Source organism: Blautia sp. LMAG:89 (assembly GCF_008679485.1).
In the GTDB taxonomy this organism is placed as follows: Bacteria; Bacillota; Clostridia; order Lachnospirales; family Lachnospiraceae; genus Blautia_A; species Blautia_A fusiformis.
Genome location: NZ_NANC01000003.1, coordinates 70775 through 92952, shown reverse-complemented (window position 1 = coordinate 92952; position 22178 = coordinate 70775). Strand labels below are relative to the sequence as shown.

Here is a 22178-nt window from a genome sequence, read left to right as displayed (position 1 = left end):
TTTTTCGACATAAGATATGGTTTTTTTATTACTGTGTACCTGCTCCCAGGATTTTTTCCGCATTTTCGATGCGTTCTTTCGTTGGCGGATTGATTCCCTTCAGCGGATAATCAATATGCAGATTTTCCCATTTAAAGGTTCCGAGTGTGTGATATGGAAGAACCTCCACTCTCTCAACTGTCTTCAGTGTTGCGATAAAGTCAGCCAGCCGGTGGAGATAGTCATCCCGGTCATTGCGTTCCGGAACCAGTACGTGACGGATCCACATGGATACGCCCATATCGGAAAGCTTCCGGGCCATAGCAAGGATATTTTTATTGGTACATCCTGTGAGGATCTTATGCTGTTCCTCATCAATGTGCTTGATATCCAGCATGACAAGATCTGTGTACTTCATCAGCTCTTCCCATTTTTCATACCACGGACCCTCTTCTGTGTAAGGGTTGCCGCTGGTATCAAGTGTTGTGTGGATCCCAAGTTTTTTTGCTTTTCTGAACAGCTCAGTGAGGAAATCGATCTGTAACAGTGGCTCGCCTCCACTCACAGTAATACCGCCCTTACTTCCCCAGTAAGAGCGGTATCGACAGGCTTTTTCAAGCAGCTCATCTGCTGTGTACTCCGTCCCTGTTTTCATTTGCCAGGTGTCCGGATTGTGGCAGAACTGACAGCGCATGGCGCAGCCGCTCAAAAAGATCACATACCGGACTCCTGGTCCGTCAACAGAGCCGAAGCTCTCCAGTGAGTGGACGTAGCCAGTGATTTTTTTCTGGTCGTCCATATTTTTTATTACATCCTTTCGTGGCAGGTTCTTGCGATAACGTCAAGCTGCTGCTCTCTTGTAAGGTCGATGAACTTAACAGCGTATCCGGAAACACGGATCGTGAAGTTTGCATACTCCTCTTTTTCCGGATGCTCCATAGCATCGATAAGTTTCTCTTTACCGAATACGTTTACATTGAGGTGATGTGCACCACGGTCAAAGTATCCGTCAAGTACATTTACAAGATTCTCTGTACGCTCTTCCTCAGAATGGCCAAGTGCATCCGGGTTGATCGTCTGAGTATTGGAGATTCCGTCAAGGGCATCCTCATAGTCAAGCTTTGCAACAGAGTTCAGGGAAGCAAGAAGTCCGTTCTGCTCTGCGCCGTAAGACGGGTTTGCTCCCGGTGCCAGAGGCTCGCCGGCTTTTCTTCCGTCCGGAAGAGATCCTGTAGCTTTACCATAAACAACGTTGGATGTGATGGTAAGGATGGATGTGGTTGGCTTGGAATCACGATAGGTATGGATGTGTTTCAGCTTCTCAAGGAATGTGGAAAGCAGCGTTGTTGCGATCTCGTCTGCTCTGTCATCATCGTTACCATAACGTGGGAAGTCACCCTCAACCTGGAAGTCTGTTGTGATTCCGTCCTCGTCACGGATTGCTTTTACTTTTGCATATTTGATAGCGGAAAGGGAATCTACTACGTGTGAGAATCCGGCGATACCTGTTGCGAAGGAACGGTCAACCTTTGTATCGATAAGTGCCATCTCAGCTGCCTCATAGTAGTATTTATCATGCATGTAGTGGATCATGTTCAGTGTTCCAACATACAGATGTGCAAGCCAGTCCATCATCTGATCATATTTTGCGATTACTTCGTCATAGTCAAGGTACTCGGAAGTGATCGGCTGATACTGAGGTCCTACCTGCTGTTTTGTCTTCTCATCAACACCGCCGTTGATCGCGTAAAGAAGGCATTTTGCAAGGTTTGCACGAGCACCGAAGAACTGCATCTCTTTACCTGTCTCTGTAGCAGATACACAGCAGCAGATGCTGTAGTCATCGCCCCATACCGGACGCATAACATCATCGTTCTCATACTGGATGGAACTTGTTGTAACAGAGATGTCTGCTGCATATTTCTTGAAGTTCTCAGGCAGTCTTGAAGAGTAGAGAACTGTAAGGTTCGGCTCCGGAGCCGGTCCCATATCCTCAAGTGTATGAAGGAAACGATAGTCGTTCTTTGTTACCATGGAACGTCCGTCCTGTCCCATACCTGCTACTTCCAGAGTTGCCCATACCGGGTCACCGGAGAAGAGCTGGTTGTAAGACGGGATACGAGCGAATTTAACCATACGGAATTTCATTACGATATGGTCAACAAGCTCCTGTGCCTCTTTCTCTGTAAGAGTTCCGTTCTCAAGGTCTCTCTCAATATAGATATCAAGGAATGTGGAGATACGTCCAACACTCATTGCAGCTCCGTTCTGAGTTTTGATCGCTGCAAGATATCCGAAGTACAGCCACTGGAATGCTTCCTTTGCATTCTTAGCCGGCTGGGAAATATCAAAGCCATAGATCTGAGCCATTTCTTTCATCTTCTTCAGAGCACGGATCTGATCTGCGATCTCCTCACGAAGCTGGAAGTCATAACGTCTCATACCCTGACGGTCGCATGCTGCGAAATCTTTCTCTTTACCTGCGATCAGATGATCGATTCCGTAAAGAGCAACTCGTCTGTAATCACCTACGATACGTCCACGTCCGTAAGTATCCGGAAGTCCTGTAAGGATCTTGTTGTGACGTGCTCTCTTCATCTCCGGTGTGTAGATATCGAATACACCCTGGTTGTGTGTTTTGAACTCATAGTTGTTGAAAACATCTTTGATTTTGTCGCTTACATGGTATCCATAAGTCTCACATGCCTGCTCTGCCATTTTGATTCCGCCGTATGGCATGAAAGCACGTTTCAGAGGTTTGTCTGTCTGAAGACCTACAACCTGCTCCAGGTCTTTGAGTTCCTCATCGATATATCCAGGACCGTATGCTGTAATTCCTGTTACTACCTCTGTCTCCATATCAAGAACGCCGCCTTTAGCACGCTCTTCTTTCTGAAGCTCCTGAAGCTTGCCCCAGAGTTTATCTGTTGCCTCTGTTGGTGCTTCCAGGAAGGAAGCATCTCCATCATATGGTGTATAGTTCATACTGATGAAATTACGAACATCGATCTTCTCTTTCCAACGATCACCCTTAAAACCATTCCACTGTTCAAAATCAACTTTTGCCAATTTGTTACACATCCTTTCCTGTTGTCTCAATATTTCGTTCACCGCCCGCGCAGTTAGTAATATATAACATTTCTCATGACGACCATAAGATAACAGATTCCGAATTTAAAGTCAACAGCTTGGAAGTATGTTCTTTATAATATACATGTAATTGTATTATTGATAAAAATAATGAGAAAATTGTACCAGATATTGTACAATGTCGGGCGTCTGACGGACGCTCCTGGGCGGAGAGCCTGTGTCTTCTGACGGATAGTTTCTTTCCAGGGGGGGGACACTTTGGCAGTGAAGCTCTTTCCCTTTCGGGGGGACACTTTGGCGTGGGCAGGTTTGCGAGGGGGAAAGGCGCTCGGAGTTACGAAGCCCGCTTTTCCCCCTCGCGCTCCCCCTTTCCGGGCACGTCGCTGTTCTGCGCTGTGGTATGGGGTAGTGTATTGGTAAATGCCTGTATGCTGCTGTATTGGTGGCGTCAGGCTGAGCCGATTTTTTGTTCCGCCGGACGGAAAGCGGTCTGCGCAGCCGACCTGTTCCTGGTGGTTGTTGTATTGCTGGCGCTAATCTGCTCCTGCCTGTTGTATTGCTGGTGCTGACCTGCTCCTGCCTGTCGCTGTATTGCTGGTGCTGACCTGTTCCTGCCTGTCGCTGTATTGCTGGTGCTGACCTGCTCCTGCCTGTTGCTGTATTGCCGGCGCTCACTTGCTCCCGTCTGTTGCTGTATTGCCGGCGCTCACTTGCTCCCGTCTGTTATCGCATCACTGGCATAGACCTACTTCTGCCTGTTGCTGTATTGCCGGCGCTCACTTGCTCCCGTCTATTGTCACATCACTGGCATAGATCTACTTCTGCCTGTTGCTGTATTACCGACGCTCACCTGCTTCTGTCTATTGTCGCATCACTGGCATAAACCCGCTCCCATTAACAACAGGGAACAGGCCCGCTGCGCGGGCCGCTTTCCCGTCCGACGAAATAAAAATCGGCTCAGCCTGACACTGCCAATACAGCAGCATACAGGACTAAGCCGATAAATTAACACACTCCAAGGCGTAGCACAACGGCGTGCCCGGAGGGGTGGGGTGTGGGGAGGGGAAACGGGCCAATGTCATTTAGTTAGGGACTTTTTATTAAAAAATATTTTTAGGATATAAGTTATGCTGTAAGTTTTCATTATATAATACCCCAAAACGCACAGACTTCCCCCTTGGCAGGCAATTACAGTTTTTAAACAATCTCTTTTCTATTCTTAAAAATTATAGTATTCTTATATTAAGATACTCTATATCCAAAGGCTACAAAACCTTTCATCTTCTTGGAACGGGGGAATTTCCGGCCGGGTCTGACCGGAGTCAGGTATTGCAGCAAGAGTGTCTCGATATGCGGCGGAATTGTGGAACAGCTTTTTTGCAGGAAAATTTTGCAGATATGTACAGCCATTGTGAAATTTATCTGATAAACGTATTTTTGGTCTTTCTGTTTGACAGTTACATGTGCGGTAACTGATTCGCAGAAATTGTACATGATGATACGTGCGTATATTTCCTGTTCTACATATTCCGCCTTCTTTGAATGAAGATTCGATACCCCGATATTATATTTCAGTTTTCGGAATGAAGTCTCGATCCCCCATCTTAAATGATATAGTTCTTTTATTTTTTCCGGAGGAAAACGGTCTTTTCCCAGATTCGTGACAATACATTCATATTCCCCTGTATCCAGCTGAAAACGTACCAGCCGCAGGTGCATGGGATAAACAGCCTGTTTGCCATCTTTTTCCAGATTCAGAAAGTCAAATGCAGATCTGGGAGAAAGTTTTTTATATCTTATCGGGTCCCGTTTAGAGTGGACCGTACTACGCGTAATAAAAAAATCCAGCCCTTCATCCAGTTCCCGGTCCGGAAGACGAAAGCCGCAGGAAATGCCTCCTTTGCTGAAAATATCTTTTGTACGGATGACAAAGGAGAGACCTTTTGCCATGATGTGTGCAAAGACATGGTAAGTTTCATATCCGCGATCGGCCAGTATGATCGTTCTGTCAGGGTGAGGTATATTCCGCAGCATTTGTATCAATGCACGGGATTCATTGCTGACCATTGTTTTTTCAATAAGGACATCCACATATTTTTTATTACAAAGATCATATAGGGCATGAAGATGAAGCTGATTGGAGCCTTTTTTTCCGGAACCGGAAGGCTTACAGCTGTCTTTATCATCCGGATTATAAAAGATGTTCAGATCCGAGCCATCACATGCAAGAAGCTGAAAACCCTCATAATCATGTTCAGAGGGAAGTGATCGTGAAAAACGGTGCAGAAGATGATAAAAAGCATCCGGATGTATCTTGGCCCGTTGCTGCTGGAGAGCAGAAAGGGATGGGAGATCTTTTTGAGACCGGCATGAAAAGAAATCAAAAAATGCTGTATTGAGAGAACCGCCCCTCATAGTTAAAAGAAAAAGGATCGTATCCTGGAAAGATATCTTACGTTTCCTGGAAAAATCAATACCAGGTCTGGTGACAAAAGAGTTTATTTCGCTCTCCAGTTCAGAAATGAGTGACATGAGCAATTCATAATTATAAGTAAACGCTGAATTCATAGGCACATCTCCTTTGCATAATAAAAAAAGTTACAGTGTATAGTCTTTTTTTACCATACACTGTAACTTTTGGGAATAGGGCGTCCCTAACTAAATGACATTGGAAACGGGCTTCGCAACTCCGAGTGCCTCCCCTCCCCACGAATTTCCCCGCTTTTTCAAAGCAAAACTTTTCCACGAAAAACCCTACAACACTTTGGAAAGAAACTCCTTCGTCCTTTCCTCTCGAGGATCCCCAAACAGTTCTTTCGGATTTCTATCCTCAAGAATCACCCCATCATCCATAAAGAGCACTCTGTCGCTGACCTCCCTTGCAAAGCCCATCTCATGGGTAACCACCAGCATGGTCATGCCTTCTTTTGCAAGCTCCTTCATAACCTCAAGAACCTCTCCGACCATCTCCGGATCAAGAGCTGATGTCGGCTCGTCGAACAGAAGCACCTGGGGATTCATTGCAAGGGCTCTGGCAATGGCAACCCTCTGCTTCTGTCCGCCTGAAAGCTTTCCGGGATAGACATCGGCTTTTTCTTCAAGGCCGACTCTTTTCAAAAGAGCCCTCGCCTTCTGATCAGCTTCCGCTGCATTCCATTTGCCAAGGCGCACCGGCGCAAGGGTGATATTTTTCAATACTGTCATATTTGGAAACAGATTAAAATGCTGAAAAACCATTCCCACATTTTCCCTGAATTTATCTACATCCAGCTTCGGGTCCAGAAGCTGCTGTCCGTTTACAGTGATCTCGCCTTCCTCCGGTTTTTCCAGAAGGTTCAGGCAGCGCAGAAATGTAGATTTTCCAGAGCCGGACGGACCGATGATGCAGATACACTCACCCTTGTTTACGTGAGTTGTGATTCCCTTTAATACGTGTACGTCCCCGAAGGACTTTTTCAGATTTTTAACATCAATCACTTTCTCTCAGTCTCCTTTCAAATCTCTTCAGCAGAAGGCTCAGGCACTTCACGATCAGATAGTACATGATACCTGCAACGATCAGCGGAATAAACATCTGATAAGTACGGGAAGAAACATAGCTTGCCGCTTTTGTCAGATCCATGATACCTACATAACCTAAAATAGATGTTTCTTTGATCAGCTGGATAAACTCATTACCCATTGCCGGAAGGATGGTTTTTACAGCCTGCGGAATGATAATGAAACGCATAGTATCTTTATACCCAAGACCCAGAGAACGACCAGCCTCGCTCTGGCCCTTGTCTACAGATAAAATACCTCCGCGGATAACCTCGGAAACATATGCACCGCTGTTGATACCGAAGCTGACCACTGCTGCCACATATCCCAGCCTGCTGTGGAACACTGCAAAATAGATGATCATCAGCTGAAGGACTGACGGTGTTCCACGGATCACATCAACATAAATATCCGCGATCGTGGAAAGAATGGTTCTTCTGCCTTTTTTCGCAGCTCCAAGCCGTACCAGAGCCACTACAAGACCGATCAGGATACCTACGATCACTGACAAAAGAGAAACGATCAGTGTAATACCAAGACCGTTAATATAAAACTTCCAACGATTATCCTGAAGGAAAATAAAGCTTAAAAGTCCCAGAAAACCATCGGTTGCCGCTACATCTGTCACATCCTCGCTGTTTTCAAGTGTGTCCACAAAATACTTCTGATAAAGATCATCATATTCCCCGGATTTTTTTACTTTTGCAAGTCCGTCATTGATGATCTGGACAAGCTCTGTGTTTCCTTTTTCAATACAGAAAACCGTATCCTCTGCTGTACTTGGCACGGACTCATACTGCAGGTCTGAGTTCTGTTTGCAGTAGATCTCAGCCATGATATTGTCGATCAGAACTGCATCTGCTCCACCGTTTTTCAGCTCCATGACTGCACTGGAAGCGTTTTTAAATCTTTTTACTTTGGCATCCTTAACTTCACCGTAATCGGTAGTCTCGCCGGATGCAATCATATCACTCTGTGCACCCTCCAGAACTGCAACGGTTTTTCCGGACATCTCCTCAAAATCCTTGATCGGATTATCCTTACGACTGATGATGCACTGTGTACCGGTGTAATAAACATCGGAAAAATCAACGCTTTTTTTACGGTCCTCCGTAGGTCCGATCCCGGCTGCGATCACCTGTACATCACCAGCCTCCATGGAACCCATCAGGGAATCAAAGGGCATATCCTTCCATACCAGCTTTACGTTTTCTTCCTTGGCGATTGCCTCCAGAAGATCGTAATCAAAACCTGTAATATTTCCATTATCATCCAGGTATTCAAATGGTGAATACTCTGCGTTCGTTCCTATGATGATGGTCTGCTGTTCTGCCGCTTTTACTGCCACTGCACTGCTGAAATATATCGGCAGAGCCATGATCATACACAGTACAAAACAGATAAGAGCTCTGCTTTTTCCATTGCGTCCCATTATTTTCCCCTCCTGCTATTCATATTTTTTTCCGTAGCCAAAAGCACCTTCCATGCCACAAATGCCCGCTGCAAAAGCAGCTGCCTCTTCAAGACTTTCACAGATCGCGGTTTCCTCCGCCATGCCGTTTTTCATTCTTCCGATATACCCGGTAAGGAAAGATGCGATCAGTGAATCCCCGGCGCCAAGAGTATCTTTTACTTCCGTAAGCGGCGCTGCCGGCTGTCGGTAAAAATTCCTTCCGTCATAAAGAATGCAGCCCCTGGCTCCTCTGGAGGCCATGGCAAGCTTCGGCCCCATGGAGATGATTTTTTTCAGATGCTCTTCTGCCTCCTGGTCGGTTCCGTCAAAGGAGCAAAATGCGTAAGTAACCTCCGGTGCTGTTTTTTCATAATATTCCTCTGTGGAATCATCAGAAAAGTCAAAAGAAACCGGAATTCCCGCCTCTTTGATCTTATGCAGCTCTTCCTCCGTAAAAGAGTAATTTCCGCTATGTACCACATCAAAGCCTTTCATATATTCCAGATCAAAACGATCAAGGATATACGGTGTTTTTCCACGGATACCACCATCATTAAAATCCAGGAACTCACGGTCTCCGTCTTTTAATGTGATTCTGGAATAACCGTTCTCGCCATGCAGCTGTCTGCACTTTACGGTTTCCACGCCGATTTTTTCCAGTGTATCCATGATCAGTTCTGCTCTGTCGTCATCTCCGAAATATCCCATATACGCTGTTTTTTCACATCCGGCCATCTTTCCGTAAACACTGACGTTTACGCAGTTTCCGCCTGGATACATGGTTTTCAGATGATCATAGATATCCACTACATTGTCTCCGAAGCCAAGAAGCTTTGTACTGTATTTACTCATATTTTCCCTTTCTCTGTGCACAGGCACAGCAGCACCTTTAGTACTCTACAACGCCCATATATCTTCTCATATCCAGCGGATGACGGCGTTTATCCTGGAGAGCGGTACGGTAAACGGTCGTCATGGTGTAGAACAGCATCGGAGTAAAATATTCCACACAGCTGTCATCAATTGCTTCCATACCAAGCTTATCCGCATCGATCACTTCGTATTTCTTTCCGTATTTTTCAAGGAAAGTCAGCACACGCTCATCCATCATACGGTTTCTGCCCCGGCTCATCATAAGGATATAAAGATGATCCTCATCCGTTACCTCAAACGGTCCGTGGAAATATTCCGCACTGTTCAGATAACCGCAGTCCATCCACTGCATTTCCTGAAGTGAGCAGATCGCAAAGCCATATGCCTGAGAATAGGAGGCTCCCGATGCCATGATATAGAGGTTCGGTTCCTCTGAATATTTTTCTGCAAAAAGCCATGCTGCATTCTGCTGATCCTTCACTGCAGCTGCAATAACATTATCGATCTTTTCAAAGCCTTCCACGATCTTATCGTAAAGCTTATATCCCGGCTCCTGTACCTTCATCAGCTCATTAAGAATACGAAGTACGATTCCCTGAGGCTTCTCTGCTTCCTTTACCCCCGGTGCCCAGTCGTATACAACGGAGATCCATTTATCGGTATCACATGGGGAACCTGGCGCATGTGTCATTGTAACAACAGCTGCACCTGCATCCATTCCTGTTTTTGCTGCCTCCAGACACTCCTTTGTCTTGCCACTGTGGGAGCAGATGATCAGAAGACTGTCTTTTCCCAGCTTCTTCGGCGGTGTCAGTGCAAACTCTCTTGCAGGGATCCACTGTGCATCCATCACTGCGGATTCCGCACGGACAAAATAATATCCCGGATACAGATCCACAAGAGATCCTCCGCATGCAAGAAAATACACATTTTTGATTGTTCCATGCTCTTTGTTGATCTTATTTACGATTTTTACTGCGTCCATTTTCATCCTCCGGTTTTCGTGGAAATTCGTCTGGTAATCCTCTGAATCCATTGAAAATACAGGTTTTTTTCGGATTTTCAGATGAATTTCTCCTTCTTGTACTTTTGCATTTTACCTTTTTGAAGAATATAACATATTATAACGTTATAGTAAAGAGTATATTCATGATTTATGATTAATTATTCATCCAATGTCCCTTCTGACGCACTGCAGAGGTTTGTCCCTTACTGGACAAATACATCCGCACTATAGTAAAATATCTTTTATGAACAACCTCAGAAAGGATATTTTCATGTTAAATAAAAATTCGATCCAGCCGCTTTACAAGCAGCTTATGGATATCATCACCCAGCAGATCAAAAACGGTACTTATAAGCCCGGAGAAAAAATCCCTCCTGAGCCGGAGCTTGCCGATCTTTACCATGTCAGCCGGATCACTGTCCGACGTACCGTGGAGGAGCTTTGCACACAGGGCTATCTTATCAAGCATCAGGGAAAAGGAACCTTTGTAAAATCCCCCATGATCTTCCGGAAATTTGAATCCCAGAAAAATATGAGTTTTTCCGAATCCTGCCGTCAGAATGACCGGATTCCGGAATCTCACGTACTGTCCTTCTGCAAAAAAACTGCGAACAGCGTAACCTCTGATTTTCTGCAGCTTACTTCGGATGAGGAAGTTTTTTTCCTGGAACGTCTTCTTCTGGCTGACAGTATTCCGGTTATTGATGTTCACACCTGGCTCCCCACACGGCTTTTCCCGGATTTTGATCCGAACGCTGTAGAAAACGGTTCTTTTTTTGAATATATCAAAAACACCTACCGCTGTACGATCGCAGAATCCAGCCGCAGCACCATTTCTGTTACTGCAGCCTCCCCGGATATGGCAAAAACTTTGCGTCTGTCTTCCGGCGATCCCGTGCTGATCCTGGATTCCTATATGGAAGCTCCTGATGGAAAACCGCTTTACATCAGCCGTGAATACATTGCAGGTTCCCGCTATACGATTTCATTTTGAAGAATCAAAAAACGGCACAGAAGCGTTATGCTGCCAATACAGCAGCATACACCTCTGTGCCAGTGTTTATTTATCCAAAAATATTACTGTTCACTCCGTTCTCCGTAACACGCTTCGCGATACACAAAATTTACCCTTTATCTTTTCAAGACTCCGATCCATCACTGCCTGTCATCTGTGCCTCAATGGCCTTTCCAAGGCGGTTATAGATCGTCACCGCATCCTCCACATGGAGTGGGCTTCCGGTATTTCCCGATGCGCCTGCCGTTACCAGTATGTATTCCCTGTCGTAGACCTCTGCAAAGCTTGCAAGACACAGACCCGCCTCGCTGGTATATCCTGTCTTGCCGCCCAGGATCTTGCCGCCGGTAACGGAAGGGTCAGAAAGATTTTTGAACATGGTACTGTAATATGTGATCCCGCTGGGATGGATATTCGTCACTCCTGTGGAATGCCGCGGACTCTCAATTATTTCTCTGAACGTATCGTTCCGAAGCGCATACCTGAGCAGCACCGCAATATCTCTCACTGTACTGTAATGATCCGGATCATGAAGCCCTGTCGTATCACAGAAATGTGTACCATTCATTCCAATCCTCTGTGCCTTCTTATTCATCAGCTCCACAAATCCATCCCTGGAACCGCCTACGGTATCCGCCAGTGCGATACAACACTCCGCACCGGATGGCAGCATGGCACCATAAAGAAGGTCGATGGCCCGCACGGTCTCACCGGGCTGAAAGCCTGCCTGGGTGGCATCCTGCTCATAAAGCCCCTGGAACATTTCCTGGGTCAGAGTGATCTCCTGATCCAGATCATCCAGGTTCTCAATAGCCACGATCACCGTCATGATCTTCGTCATGGAAGCCGGATAGATCTTCTCATCGCCCTTCATATTTCCGATGATCTTTCCGCCTTTTACCTGCATCAGCACTGCGTAGGGACTGTTGATACCGCTCATCTCAAGCTTACGGACAACCGGTCTCTGCAGAGACTCCATCCAGTCACCTACCCCTTTATTCCAGCCGATGATCACTATAAGTGTCAGGATCACGATAGCCTCTACCACCAGGCAGAGTATCATTTTTATTTTGTTTACCTGTTTTTTTATTTTCTTCGCTTTACGCTTTTTTGATCTCAATTTATACTCCCTGTTCCGACAAATTCATCTGTAAGTTTTACTTACAGAAACGTTTTCCCTATCTTTTTTATATTAACATGATTATTATTTTCTTCTGTAAAATCTATATGAAAAAACTCTGATGAGCTTTCGGTCTGTTACAACTCTGTTTGTGCCTTATTGTAGGATTTTTGCCCCCAAAAATCAAGGTGTATAAATGTATAAAAAAATACCCTATACAAAGTTTCCTCTGTACAGGGTATTTAAAATTTATTACTGAGCTAATTTAATCGGGTTAAGCTTAACACCAGGTCCCATTGTCGGAGCGATTGTAACGCTCTTCAGATACTGACCTTTCAGTGTGCTAGGTCTAGCCTTTGTGATAGCTCCCATAAGCGTCTGGAAGTTGTCGCTTAACTGCTCCTCGGTAAAGGAAGCCTTTCCGATCGGAACATGGATGATGTTGGATTTGTCAAGACGATACTCGATCTTACCTGCTTTAATGTCGTTAACAGCTTTTGTTACGTCCATTGTTACAGTACCAGCTTTCGGGTTTGGCATTAAACCTTTCGGTCCAAGTACACGACCAAGACGGCCTACAACGCCCATCATATCCGGTGTTGCAACTACAACGTCAAAGTCAAGCCATCCCTCGTTCTGGATCTTCGGAATGAGGTCCTCAGCTCCTACGAAGTCTGCTCCTGCTGCCTTTGCCTCTTCTGCCTTAGCATCTTTAGCAAATACAAGTACACGAACTTTTTTACCTGTTCCGTGTGGCAGAACAACTGCTCCACGGATCTGCTGATCTGCGTGACGTCCATCGCAGCCTGTACGGATGTGAACTTCGATGGTCTCGTCGAACTTAGCTACAGCTGCTTTTTTAACAAGGCTGATAGCCTCTGGTGCATCATATAATGTTGCGCGGTCTACTGCTTTCGCAGCTTCCACATATTTCTTTCCTCGTTTCATTTCTATAACCTCCTGTGGTATTTGCGGGGAAAAGCCCTCCCACTTGAAAATTTCACTTTTTCTACGGGAACCCCGAACTTAAGCTTCGGTATTTATTAGTCTACGACTTCGATTCCCATACTTCTTGCTGTACCGGCGATCATGCTCATAGCAGCCTCGATGGATGCTGCGTTGAGGTCTTTCATCTTCAGCTCAGCGATCTCCTGAACCTGTGCCTTAGTAACTTTAGCTACTTTGGTCTTGTTCGGTGTACCGGAACCAGATTTGATGTTTGCAGCTTTCTTAAGAAGAACTGCTGCCGGCGGAGTCTTGGTTATGAAGCTGAAACTTCTGTCAGCGTAAACAGTGATGACAACCGGGATGATAAGATCTCCCTGATCAGCTGTTCTTGCGTTGAACTCCTTAGTAAACTGTACGATGTTTACACCATGCTGTCCAAGAGCCGGACCTACAGGTGGTGCTGGAGTTGCTTTACCAGCCGGAATCTGTAATTTGATATATCCTGTTACTTTCTTTGCCATTTTCGGCACCTCCTATGTGGTATTGGCGGGGGTGTGTCCCTCCCACTTGCTGTTACCTTGTTTTTGAATTACTCAGCTTTTTTGATTTCTGTGAAACTTATTTCTACCGGTGTTTCACGACCGAAAAGCTCAACATTGATCGTTACCGTCTGTTTCTGCATGTTGATACCTGTGATCACACCTGCGGTATCTTTCCATGCACCACCGGTAACGACTACCATGTCGCCCTCTGCGAAGTCCACTTCGATATCCGGTTTCTGGATACCAAGCGGCATCATTTCCTCTTCTGTAAGAGGCACAGGCTTTGATCCCGGTCCTACGAATCCTGTAACACCGCGGGTATTACGGACAACATACCAGGTATCGTCATTCATCACCATATTGAGAAGCACATAGCCTGGAAACATCTTTTTCTGAACCTGTCTTGAGGTTCCGTTCTTCATCTCCACTACATCCTGCAGCGGAACACGTACCTCCAGGATCTGGTCTTCCAGGTGTCTGTTCTCGATCGTCTTTTCAATGTTGGCTTTTACCTTGTTCTCATACCCGGAATAGGTATGGACAACGTACCATTTTGCTGCTTCTGACATATAATCACCTTGTCCTTACTTCATTAAGAAATTAATGCATTCCAGAATTCCGGAATCCATTACACTGATAACCACTGCCAGGATGATCGTGATGATCACGACCACAACAGTCTGCTTTGCCAGTGTGGGACGGTCTGTCCAGACAATCTTCTCAAATTCTGACTGAAGTCCCTGAAACCAACTTTTCTTCTGCGGCTTATCCTCAGATTTCTGTTTTTCCATAGCATAACCTCACAAATCTCTGTGATTACTTTGTTTCCTTGTGCAGAGTGTGTGTATGACAGAACTTACAATATTTCTTGGTCTCCATTCTCTCAGGATGGTTCTTTTTCTCCTTCGTCATATTGTAGTTACGCTGCTTGCACTCGGTGCATGCTAATGTAATCTTAACGCGCACAACTTCCACCTCCAGTGTTTTCATTTGCATGGTCTTCTATGCCGCCCGGAACGTATATCCGTCGTCATTTTCGGGCATAAAAAAAAGACCTAACTTCCATGTCGCTCGTCAATTTTATCACAGAGCAGGTGTGCAAGTCAAGCCTTTTTCGCTTAAATATAAAGAATTTCACAGATTCCGTACGGACGTCTCAAGTGCGCAAACCCGATTCTGCTTCGCTGCATTTCGTTTTCGGGACGTCGCCCCTGTACAGAAAGTAATAAGAAGACCCTTATGTGCAGGCACAACATGTCTTCTTCTGTCTTCCTGCACACTTTCAACTTCTATTAAAAGTAGTCATAACCACCGTGGATATCCACCACACTGCCGTTCATATATCCGTTGGACAGCACTGCATACGCCATATCCGCCACTTCCTCCACAGTTCCAAATCTGTGGAGTGCGATCTTCCGGTTGATACGGTCGTAGCTCTCCTGGGTGCGGGCGCTGTGCCAAGGAGTTTCGATGAAGCCAGGTGCAATAGCGTTGACCGTGATGCCCTTTGGCTCAAATTCCTTTACCAGGGATCTGGTCAGGAAATGGATAGCTGCCTTGGTGACTCCATATACAAGGGAGGAAGAATACGCCTGCTGTCCTGCATAGGAACCGGTAAAGAGCACACTGCCGCCCTCTACCATCATGGATCTCAGCTCTTTGACCATAAATACAGGTACGGAAAGATTGGTGTTTACGATCCGTGTCCACTCCTCAAAGCTGTAGTCTTCATATTTTGCGTAGGTACTGATGCCGGCATTGCTTACAAGCCAGTCAATATGGTCTGTCTGCTTTTTCAGCTCCTCCACAAAAACCATCATCTCTTCATAGGAAGACATATCTGCCTTTATCAAAGTCACCTGAGATCTTTTTTCCTCAGGAAGGCTCTCCTGAAACGACAATGCCTTCTTCTCATCATGTCCATATGTTACGAAGATCCTGTCAGTTTTTGCCGACTCTGCCAGGATCTTTTCGGCGATTCCTCTTCCGATTCCGGAGGTACCGCCTGTGATCACAGTTATTTTTCCCATTTTACAGCTCCATCAGTTCATCAAATATCGGTTTCGGTATATAAGGCTGCTGATTGTGAATCGGCTCACCCAGACAGGTCTTCGGGTATGCGTAGGTTCCATGCTCCAGCATGATCTCCAGAAGCTCCGGTCCGTTCTGCTCCAGGAATCCACCGGCATATTTTTCCACGTCTTCTCCCTGGATGCGCTTTGCAGGAATTCCGTAAGCCTGCGCCACATCTGTAAAATCGCAGGACGAGAATCCGCTGCCATCGGAGGTATCCGCATATACACAGTCAAAATAATCTCTCTGAAGATGACGGATCATTCCCAGAGCCTCATTATTCATTACGATCATCTTCACCGGGATATTCTCACGCTTCACCCACTGCAGCTCCTGGATATTCATCTGGAAGGCTCCGTCTCCGCAGATACATGCCACCGGCTTGCCGGTAGCATAATAAGCTCCGATAGCCGCCGGAAGTGCATATCCCATAGCACCATGTCCGCCGGAAAAAAGTGTCTTCTGCCCCTGCTGATTGTGGAAGGACTGATAGCTCCATACCATATGCTGTCCCACATCCACAGCAACCGCTCCGGTATCGGAAAGCTGATCACTCAAATATGCGATCATGCGGTTCGGATAACGCTGCGGTGTCTCATCGTCCACTTTCCAGAGTTCCTTACGGATCTTCTGGCAGACAGCAAGCCATTCCTCATAGAAACCGATCTGTGCCTGCTGCTCTGTCAGCTTACGCACCACAGTCTCTGCGCTGACGCAAAAGCATTTCTCACCTTCTCTTCCCTCATGGATCTCTCTTTGAAGATTATAAGGATCAATATCCACACGGATGATTTCGGCATTCTTCGCAAACTCATGAACCTTAGTACCAATCTGACGGGTACACAGGGAAATTCCAAAGCAGAGCAGAAGGTCGCTTTTTGCATTGGCGATCATATTTGCATACCGGTGTCCGTAGGCACCTCCGATGCACCCGAAGTTCAAAGGATCATCAAAGCTCAGTGCGGACCGGGCAAGTACGCTTGTGATCACCGGAATGTGATGGGCACGCGCCAGATCTGTGAGCATTTTTTCTGCTTCTCCGGAAGCTCCGTGACCGATCATAAATACCGGCCGTTTTGCAGTCCTGATCTTATCCAGAATATATTCTGCCGCCTCTGCTCCATCAGAAGAATCCGCCTTTGCAACTGCATCCCTGTAAAAGGCTGCCCCGTTTTCCGGATCATTTTTTCCATATACAGCTGTCTCGATCTCTTCCTCGGAAAATTCCATATCATAAGCCGGATCTTCCACCTCGCCTCTCTGCACGTTCATGGGAAGATCGATAAGAACCGGCCCTTTCCGTCCTGTATTGGCGATCTGCCATGCAAGATTCAGTTCACGAACGATATTTTTCGGATCACGGACCTGCACCGCGTACTTGGTTACCGGCTTTGCCATGGAAACCATATCGATCTCCTGAAAGCCCTGCTGACGAAGGCCTGTAATACCGGAATATTCATAGGTATTCAGCTGTCCGGTGATAAAGATCACCGGAAGAGAATCGAAATACGCATCTGCCACACCGGAAAGCAGATTGGCAGCTCCCGGACCACTGGTGGCATAGGCACAGCCGCAGGCATTCTTTGCCTGAGCATAACCGCAGGCGGCAAAAGCAGCTCCCTGCTCATGATAGCTGGAATGACTTCTTGCATGGGGATTCTTTTCAATGGAATCTACCAGATGTGCGATCATGGTTCCCTGGTATCCAAAAAAATCATGAATCCCTTTTTTCTGCAAAAATTCCACAACATAATCTGTAAGCTTGACCTTAGACATATTTTTTTACCTTCTCCATATACGAGATCCTTCCTGTTTTTTCCAGATACTTAAGATACAGGTCAAAAACCTCCGGATCTGTTTCAAATGCTTCTTCATATTTCAGGCAGCGATCATTCATCCTGGTATATCCTGCAAATGCTTTTTCCAGTTCCACATAATCTTCATTTTTGAAGAGATTCCGGATATAGCTGAGCTTTTTGCGATAAGCCAGTGCACAGGTATATTTTTCCCCGCAGAATTTTGCATAATCCCAGCACTGTGCAAGATATTCCCGGTAATTCATTCCAAACTGCCTGCGCTTTTCCCTTTTCTTCCTGACAGAAGCAAATTTCTTCAGTTCCTTTGACTGCTGCAGAAATTCCTCGCATGGGATCAGTGTGCTGCACACCACCAGCGAGCCGGGAACATAGTTTTCCATTGACTTATTTCGATAATTTTTGCCGTAGGCCCGGGTGAGATAGCTGTCTGTGTTTCCCGGGACCATAAAGGATTCTCCTCCAAGCATTGCCTCCCCGGGATTTTCAAAAATATGCGCAGGAAAATAAAGATTCTGGTCAAAATATCGGAGTACATAGGTTTTTGCGCCATCCTGCGGCTGCCGGAGCAGATCCCGGAATATGCTCTTTGCCAGCCAGCCTCGTCCGCAAAGAGAAAGGACTCGCACCATCCAGATACATCCCAGCTCACGCCGGTTCCGCCACTCGCCTTTTTTTCCGTAGATTCTTTTCCATCCCTCTTCGCGCATACGGTTCCAGAGATATTTTCCCTTTGGGCCATATTCACACTGCAGCGGAAGGATATTGATCCCCAGTCCCGGATGTTTGTATTTTCCATACTCGTCCAGCTTATAAAACAATGTATCTTTATCTGTATAACGCAGAAAAAATCCGGGGAAACGGCTGTTATTCTCCATAGATTCCAGAGTTCTGCGCAGCTCTGGTTCTTCATCAAAGATATTTTTAAACCGGGCCATATCACCGGTCTTCATATAAATATCATTGCTTGCCGGATTCATGGGAAAAGGGCGCTCCGTTACCGCACAGAGGGTAAGATACGGAGAAAGATAATATGTGATCTTATTTTTTCTGCATATGGTATCTATTTCTTTTAGAAGTTCCAGTACTTTCTGCTGTTCTCTGTTCAATACACTCTGCCTCGTTTCTGTTGATCTGTCATTACAGGATCCGCTTCAGAAGCTCCTGAAGCTCCTCCTGACTTTTATACTTATCCAGCCAGCTGTTCAGAAATTCTGTCACGTCTGCCTTCTTTGCGAAAAATCCGGTACGCCGGCTTCCATCGTAAAGATCCTCCAGGAAGATCCTGGAAAGCTCATTTTTTATATAGGGATGCGGCTCATGATCCAATGCCAGGAAATAATTTTCGAAGGCTTCCCGGGTACGCCCCTGTTTCTTCCGGATATCTCCCAGAAGCTTGTATACCTCTCCCTGCCATTCCTTATGAACCAGAAAGCTGCGGATCTCCTCTGCCAGATATTCCATCTCGCCCTCTTCCTCACTGCACAGGATCCTGGTACGGCCCTCTGCCAGTGCTTTGGGATAGCCGAATCTCTGCCATGCACAGGTAAGTGCCTCTTTGTACACTGGCTCCTCAAGGGTTCCCTCCCTTGGAGAATTACCGGTGATCCCCAGTTCTTTGCAAAGCTCTCTCACCAGCTCTTCCAGCTCCCCTTTTGTACGGACGGAATATACCTTCGCAAGATAAAGAGCGCCTCTGATCTCCTCATCCTCCGGCATCAGTCTGCTCCAGAACTCCATCAGAGAGAGTGCTTCTGATCTTCTCTGGCTTCCAAGCAGATCCCGACAGTCCCGGATCGCCTGGGACTTCTGTTTTTTCAGGAATTTATCCAGTTCCAGCTGCACAATGCCGTTATTGGTGCATTCTCTGGCTTTCAGATACTCTGCCATTGCTTCGTTCCGGAGGCCCTTTTTCCAGAGAAGATCCCCCTTATATTTCATAAAATATCCATCCTGGGGAAATACTCTCAGGCAGTAAGACAGAAATTTCTCCGCTTCTGAAGCATTCTGCGGTCCTTCCAGGCGCTCCATCACAAACCGGCATTTAAATTTCAGGAATCCCGGAGCATCCGGATATTTTCTGAGAAGATCATCCACAATCGCCTCTGCTTCCTGCATTTCTTTAAATTCATAGTGGCTGGCTGCTTTTCGGAAACGTCGGATATCCTCCACTGTCTGCTCCATTTCCGGAGTAAGATGATCCATTTTCTTACGTACCTCGTACATACGGTATGCCTTGGAAACACGCTCCTGATAAATCAGTGTCAGCATGGCCGCCTGAAAAGCCTCATCCTCCAGCGGGATCAGGACCGGATGATAGAACGGACGGATCCCCTTAAAATCCTCACGTCCGATAAACTCCATGCTGAGCTGTACACGGTAATACTCCTCAAAGATCTCACCAAGCACATCATATCTTCTCTCTTTCAGCAGGGTCTCCGCTGTTTTTTCGGATCTCATCAGTCGGGCAGACACATCCCGGGCTACAACACCGGCTTTGATCCTTCTTCGTCTGTCATCCTGTTTATGGTCTCCCTTTGCCATAAGAAGGCAGTAGAATTTGCGGAAAAGCATCTGTCTGCGGATACGTTTTTTGTCGATCCTTGGCATATATTCATCCCGCACCTCCTGATAGCTGGCGCCCGGAACATCAACAGACTCATGAGATTCTCTTTCCCCATGAGGCGGTATATAGGACCATTCGTCCCCGTAATGCCAGATCAGATAATCGCTGGTCCTGTGAGGGATCATAACCTTTTCGCCCTCGAAGTCCATATATTTTACAGGGAACATCATATCCTTGTCAAAAAGAAACGGGCAGCCTCCCCATCGCATGGCATAGCGGCTGCACTCCTCTTCTTTATAAGAAAACATGATCTTCTCCAATTTCTTTAAGGTTCTGTCCTTTCCGCAGAAGGTATAGCGGAAAAGCCAGTACAGATACCGCCAGGGAGAAATTTCCCATCTGACTCCCACGACCATGCTGATATTCAGAAGTTCCGTATAGATCATCATATGGTCCCGGTATTTCTCATACTCACGGTCATCATCCGGAATGGGATCCAGAGTCAGTACGTCAATGATCTCACCAGCCTTGTCGTCTCCTATGATCTGATGCTTGTGGATCGCACAGGTATCCGTACTTCCGTAGCGCGGAAAACCGTTGGTATAATTACGGTCCACTTCTGCACAATAAACCGCCCGGTTCGGCGGCATCTCGTTCTGACATATTTCTACAAATTTATCCCAGTCACTTTTGGGCATGTAAATGTCCACATCATCGTCCCATGGGATAAAGCCTTCATTTCGAAGAACACCGATCAGAGTACCTCCGGCCATTACATATCTAAGATTATGCTTTTTGCAGATCGCGTCAACCTCCCGGAAGAGCTGCAAAAGAAGCTTCTGTTTTTCTGTCATCTGTCAACCTCTTTGATTAATTATTTTCAAAAGCTCAGCCAGAGTTTCTGATTCTTCATAAAAAAATCTCGTACATTCTGTCCGTCTGTCACGGATCATGATGACCAGCTCCTGAAGCAGATAGCGAAGACCATTTCCCTCAAAATTAAAGCTGTAGCGTTTCAGGAATTCCTGACCTTCTATTTTGGCTTCAAAATATCCGGTATTCCACCAGTCACCGGGTACGGTGATACGCCCCCTGGTTCCGATGATCGCAAGCTCGTTTTCCACATCCACCGTTGTTCCGATCTCAATGGTCGCCAGTGCCCGGAGATACTTCATCGTGATCATATCATAAATAAAGCAGCCGTCACTGCTTTTCACCGCATTGCTCTTCACCTCCAGGTAATCCTTACCGAGAAGCTTGATGCATGCACACAGCGCCTGGCTGACTGTTTCACTGAAATTCTTTCCGCCCTCAAAATCATCCTGAGAAATCGCGCATTTTACAGCTACCACATCTCCCACAAGCGCTCCATGTGTCAGCCAGACAAGCTGCGTAAACGCGCGCAGATAGACCATGGTAAGCTTCTCTACCAGAACAACCTGATGTGCCTTTGCCAGTGCAAACAACTCTCTTATCTCTTCCGGCTCCAGAGCCATAGGCGTGTCACTGATCACATATTTATCACATTCCAGTGCCTTTCGGATATAATCTGCCCTGTTTTTCAGACCGGATCGGATATAAATGATATCCAATCCTTCCAGAAACTGCCCGTAATCTGTACCATAAGAGTCAAGTTCGTATCTGTCACAGAATTCTCTCGCAACAAAAACGTCCTCGGAATACACACTTTCTACATGCAGTCCGCTGACATACTTGGACTCCATCACCATTTCGTTGTCCTCTGTATCATCCGTAACAATGCCCATGCTGTAGATCATACCCTCACTTCTGAGCTTGGTACTGGAAATATTTTTGGTACGTTCCAGATAAACGACCTCACAGTAATTCTTCAGATAATCAAATTTGCCACGCCAGTCCGAACCGACTACCAGAAGGTCGATATTGTATTTTGTAATGTCATTTAGCTTCTGCCCCTGATATTCCTCTACAATGATCTCATCCGCAAAACCAGTCTTGCGGACATTTTCGATACGCTTCAAAAGGCTGTCCTGTACATTCAGCTTGCCGCGTTCGATATCATAGCTTTCACTGGTGACACCCACAACAAGATAATCCCCCAGCTCCCTGGCTCTTTTCAGAATATTGTAATGTCCCTGGTGGAACAGATCAAAGGTACCGTAAGTAATGACTTTTTTCAT

General features: G+C 46.2%; 19 protein-coding genes. 1 reads left to right on the top strand and 18 read right to left on the bottom strand.

Annotated features, from left to right (window positions below; genetic code table 11):
* Nucleotides 1-28 precede the first annotated feature (28 nt).
* The 7 genes from pflA to CCC70_RS00645 all read right to left on the bottom strand — a co-directional run bounded on the left by pflA (nt 29) and on the right by CCC70_RS00645 (nt 9920).
* Nucleotides 29-778: a pyruvate formate-lyase-activating protein gene (pflA, locus tag CCC70_RS00675; RefSeq protein ID WP_015525340.1), complete on the bottom strand. Its 750-nt coding sequence runs from the start codon at nt 776-778 to the stop codon at nt 29-31.
* An 8-nt stretch (nt 779-786) separates the two neighbouring features.
* Nucleotides 787-3060 (bottom strand): formate C-acetyltransferase, encoded by a 2274-nt coding sequence (gene pflB / locus CCC70_RS00670; RefSeq protein WP_092073058.1) that lies wholly within the window; start codon nt 3058-3060, stop codon nt 787-789.
* Nucleotides 3061-4311: 1251 nt separating this feature from the next.
* Nucleotides 4312-5637, bottom strand: coding sequence for an IS4 family transposase (locus tag CCC70_RS00665; protein ID WP_287084087.1), 1326 nt, complete (start codon nt 5635-5637; stop codon nt 4312-4314).
* 186 nt (nt 5638-5823) lie between these two features.
* A complete protein-coding gene (locus CCC70_RS00660; RefSeq protein WP_114001932.1) occupies nt 5824-6546 on the bottom strand; it encodes an amino acid ABC transporter ATP-binding protein in 723 nt (240 codons plus the stop codon).
* Nucleotides 6539-8041 (bottom strand): ABC transporter permease subunit, encoded by a 1503-nt coding sequence (locus CCC70_RS00655; RefSeq protein ID WP_118609220.1) that lies wholly within the window; start codon nt 8039-8041, stop codon nt 6539-6541. The genes CCC70_RS00660 and CCC70_RS00655 overlap by 8 nt, the downstream gene beginning before the upstream one ends.
* 15 nt (nt 8042-8056) lie before the next feature.
* A complete protein-coding gene (locus tag CCC70_RS00650) occupies nt 8057-8914 on the bottom strand; it encodes a PfkB family carbohydrate kinase (protein ID WP_114001933.1) in 858 nt (285 codons plus the stop codon).
* A 37-nt stretch (nt 8915-8951) separates the two neighbouring features.
* A complete protein-coding gene (locus tag CCC70_RS00645) occupies nt 8952-9920 on the bottom strand; it encodes an SIS domain-containing protein (RefSeq protein ID WP_287084086.1) in 969 nt (322 codons plus the stop codon).
* A 292-nt stretch (nt 9921-10212) separates the two neighbouring features.
* Between CCC70_RS00645 and CCC70_RS00640 the strand changes: the two genes are divergently transcribed.
* Complete coding sequence (locus CCC70_RS00640) at nt 10213-10935, top strand: GntR family transcriptional regulator (protein WP_287084085.1); 723 nt, start codon at nt 10213-10215, stop codon at nt 10933-10935.
* 145 nt (nt 10936-11080) lie between these two features.
* Here CCC70_RS00640 and CCC70_RS00635 read toward each other — a convergent pair whose 3' ends face one another.
* The 11 genes from CCC70_RS00635 to CCC70_RS00585 all read right to left on the bottom strand — a co-directional run bounded on the left by CCC70_RS00635 (nt 11081) and on the right by CCC70_RS00585 (nt 22178).
* Nucleotides 11081-12076 (bottom strand): D-alanyl-D-alanine carboxypeptidase family protein, encoded by a 996-nt coding sequence (locus tag CCC70_RS00635; RefSeq protein ID WP_330577112.1) that lies wholly within the window; start codon nt 12074-12076, stop codon nt 11081-11083.
* 252 nt (nt 12077-12328) lie between these two features.
* Complete coding sequence (gene rplA, locus CCC70_RS00630; protein WP_015525334.1) at nt 12329-13024, bottom strand: 50S ribosomal protein L1; 696 nt, start codon at nt 13022-13024, stop codon at nt 12329-12331.
* Nucleotides 13025-13119: 95 nt separating this feature from the next.
* Nucleotides 13120-13545, bottom strand: a complete 426-nt coding sequence (gene rplK, locus CCC70_RS00625) for a 50S ribosomal protein L11 (RefSeq protein WP_015525333.1) — start codon at nt 13543-13545, stop codon at nt 13120-13122.
* A gap of 68 nt (nt 13546-13613) precedes the next feature.
* The gene (gene nusG / locus CCC70_RS00620; RefSeq protein WP_015525332.1) at nt 13614-14135 is read right to left on the bottom strand and encodes a transcription termination/antitermination protein NusG; all 522 of its coding nucleotides are present in this window, start codon (nt 14133-14135) and stop codon (nt 13614-13616) included.
* A gap of 15 nt (nt 14136-14150) precedes the next feature.
* Nucleotides 14151-14357 carry a preprotein translocase subunit SecE gene (secE, locus tag CCC70_RS00615; protein ID WP_021651261.1) on the bottom strand — a complete coding sequence of 69 codons (207 nt, stop codon included), beginning with the start codon at nt 14355-14357 and terminating at the stop codon, nt 14151-14153.
* Nucleotides 14358-14382: 25 nt separating this feature from the next.
* Complete coding sequence (rpmG, locus tag CCC70_RS00610; protein ID WP_044961412.1) at nt 14383-14532, bottom strand: 50S ribosomal protein L33; 150 nt, start codon at nt 14530-14532, stop codon at nt 14383-14385.
* A gap of 326 nt (nt 14533-14858) precedes the next feature.
* Nucleotides 14859-15596, bottom strand: a complete 738-nt coding sequence (locus tag CCC70_RS00605) for an SDR family NAD(P)-dependent oxidoreductase (RefSeq protein WP_015525329.1) — start codon at nt 15594-15596, stop codon at nt 14859-14861.
* 1 nt (nt 15597) lies between these two features.
* A complete protein-coding gene (locus CCC70_RS00600) occupies nt 15598-17415 on the bottom strand; it encodes a thiamine pyrophosphate-binding protein (protein WP_118625118.1) in 1818 nt (605 codons plus the stop codon).
* On the bottom strand, nt 17408-18562 hold the full coding sequence (locus CCC70_RS00595) for a LicD family protein (RefSeq protein WP_114001936.1): 1155 nt from the start codon (nt 18560-18562) through the stop codon (nt 17408-17410). Before CCC70_RS00595 ends, CCC70_RS00600 begins: the two co-directional genes overlap by 8 nt.
* Before the next feature lie 31 nt (nt 18563-18593).
* Entirely contained in the window at nt 18594-20873 is a 2280-nt protein-coding gene (locus tag CCC70_RS00590; protein WP_118625116.1) for a LicD family protein, read from the bottom strand.
* 3 nt (nt 20874-20876) lie between these two features.
* Entirely contained in the window at nt 20877-22178 is a 1302-nt protein-coding gene (locus tag CCC70_RS00585; RefSeq protein WP_015525326.1) for an adenylyltransferase/cytidyltransferase family protein, read from the bottom strand.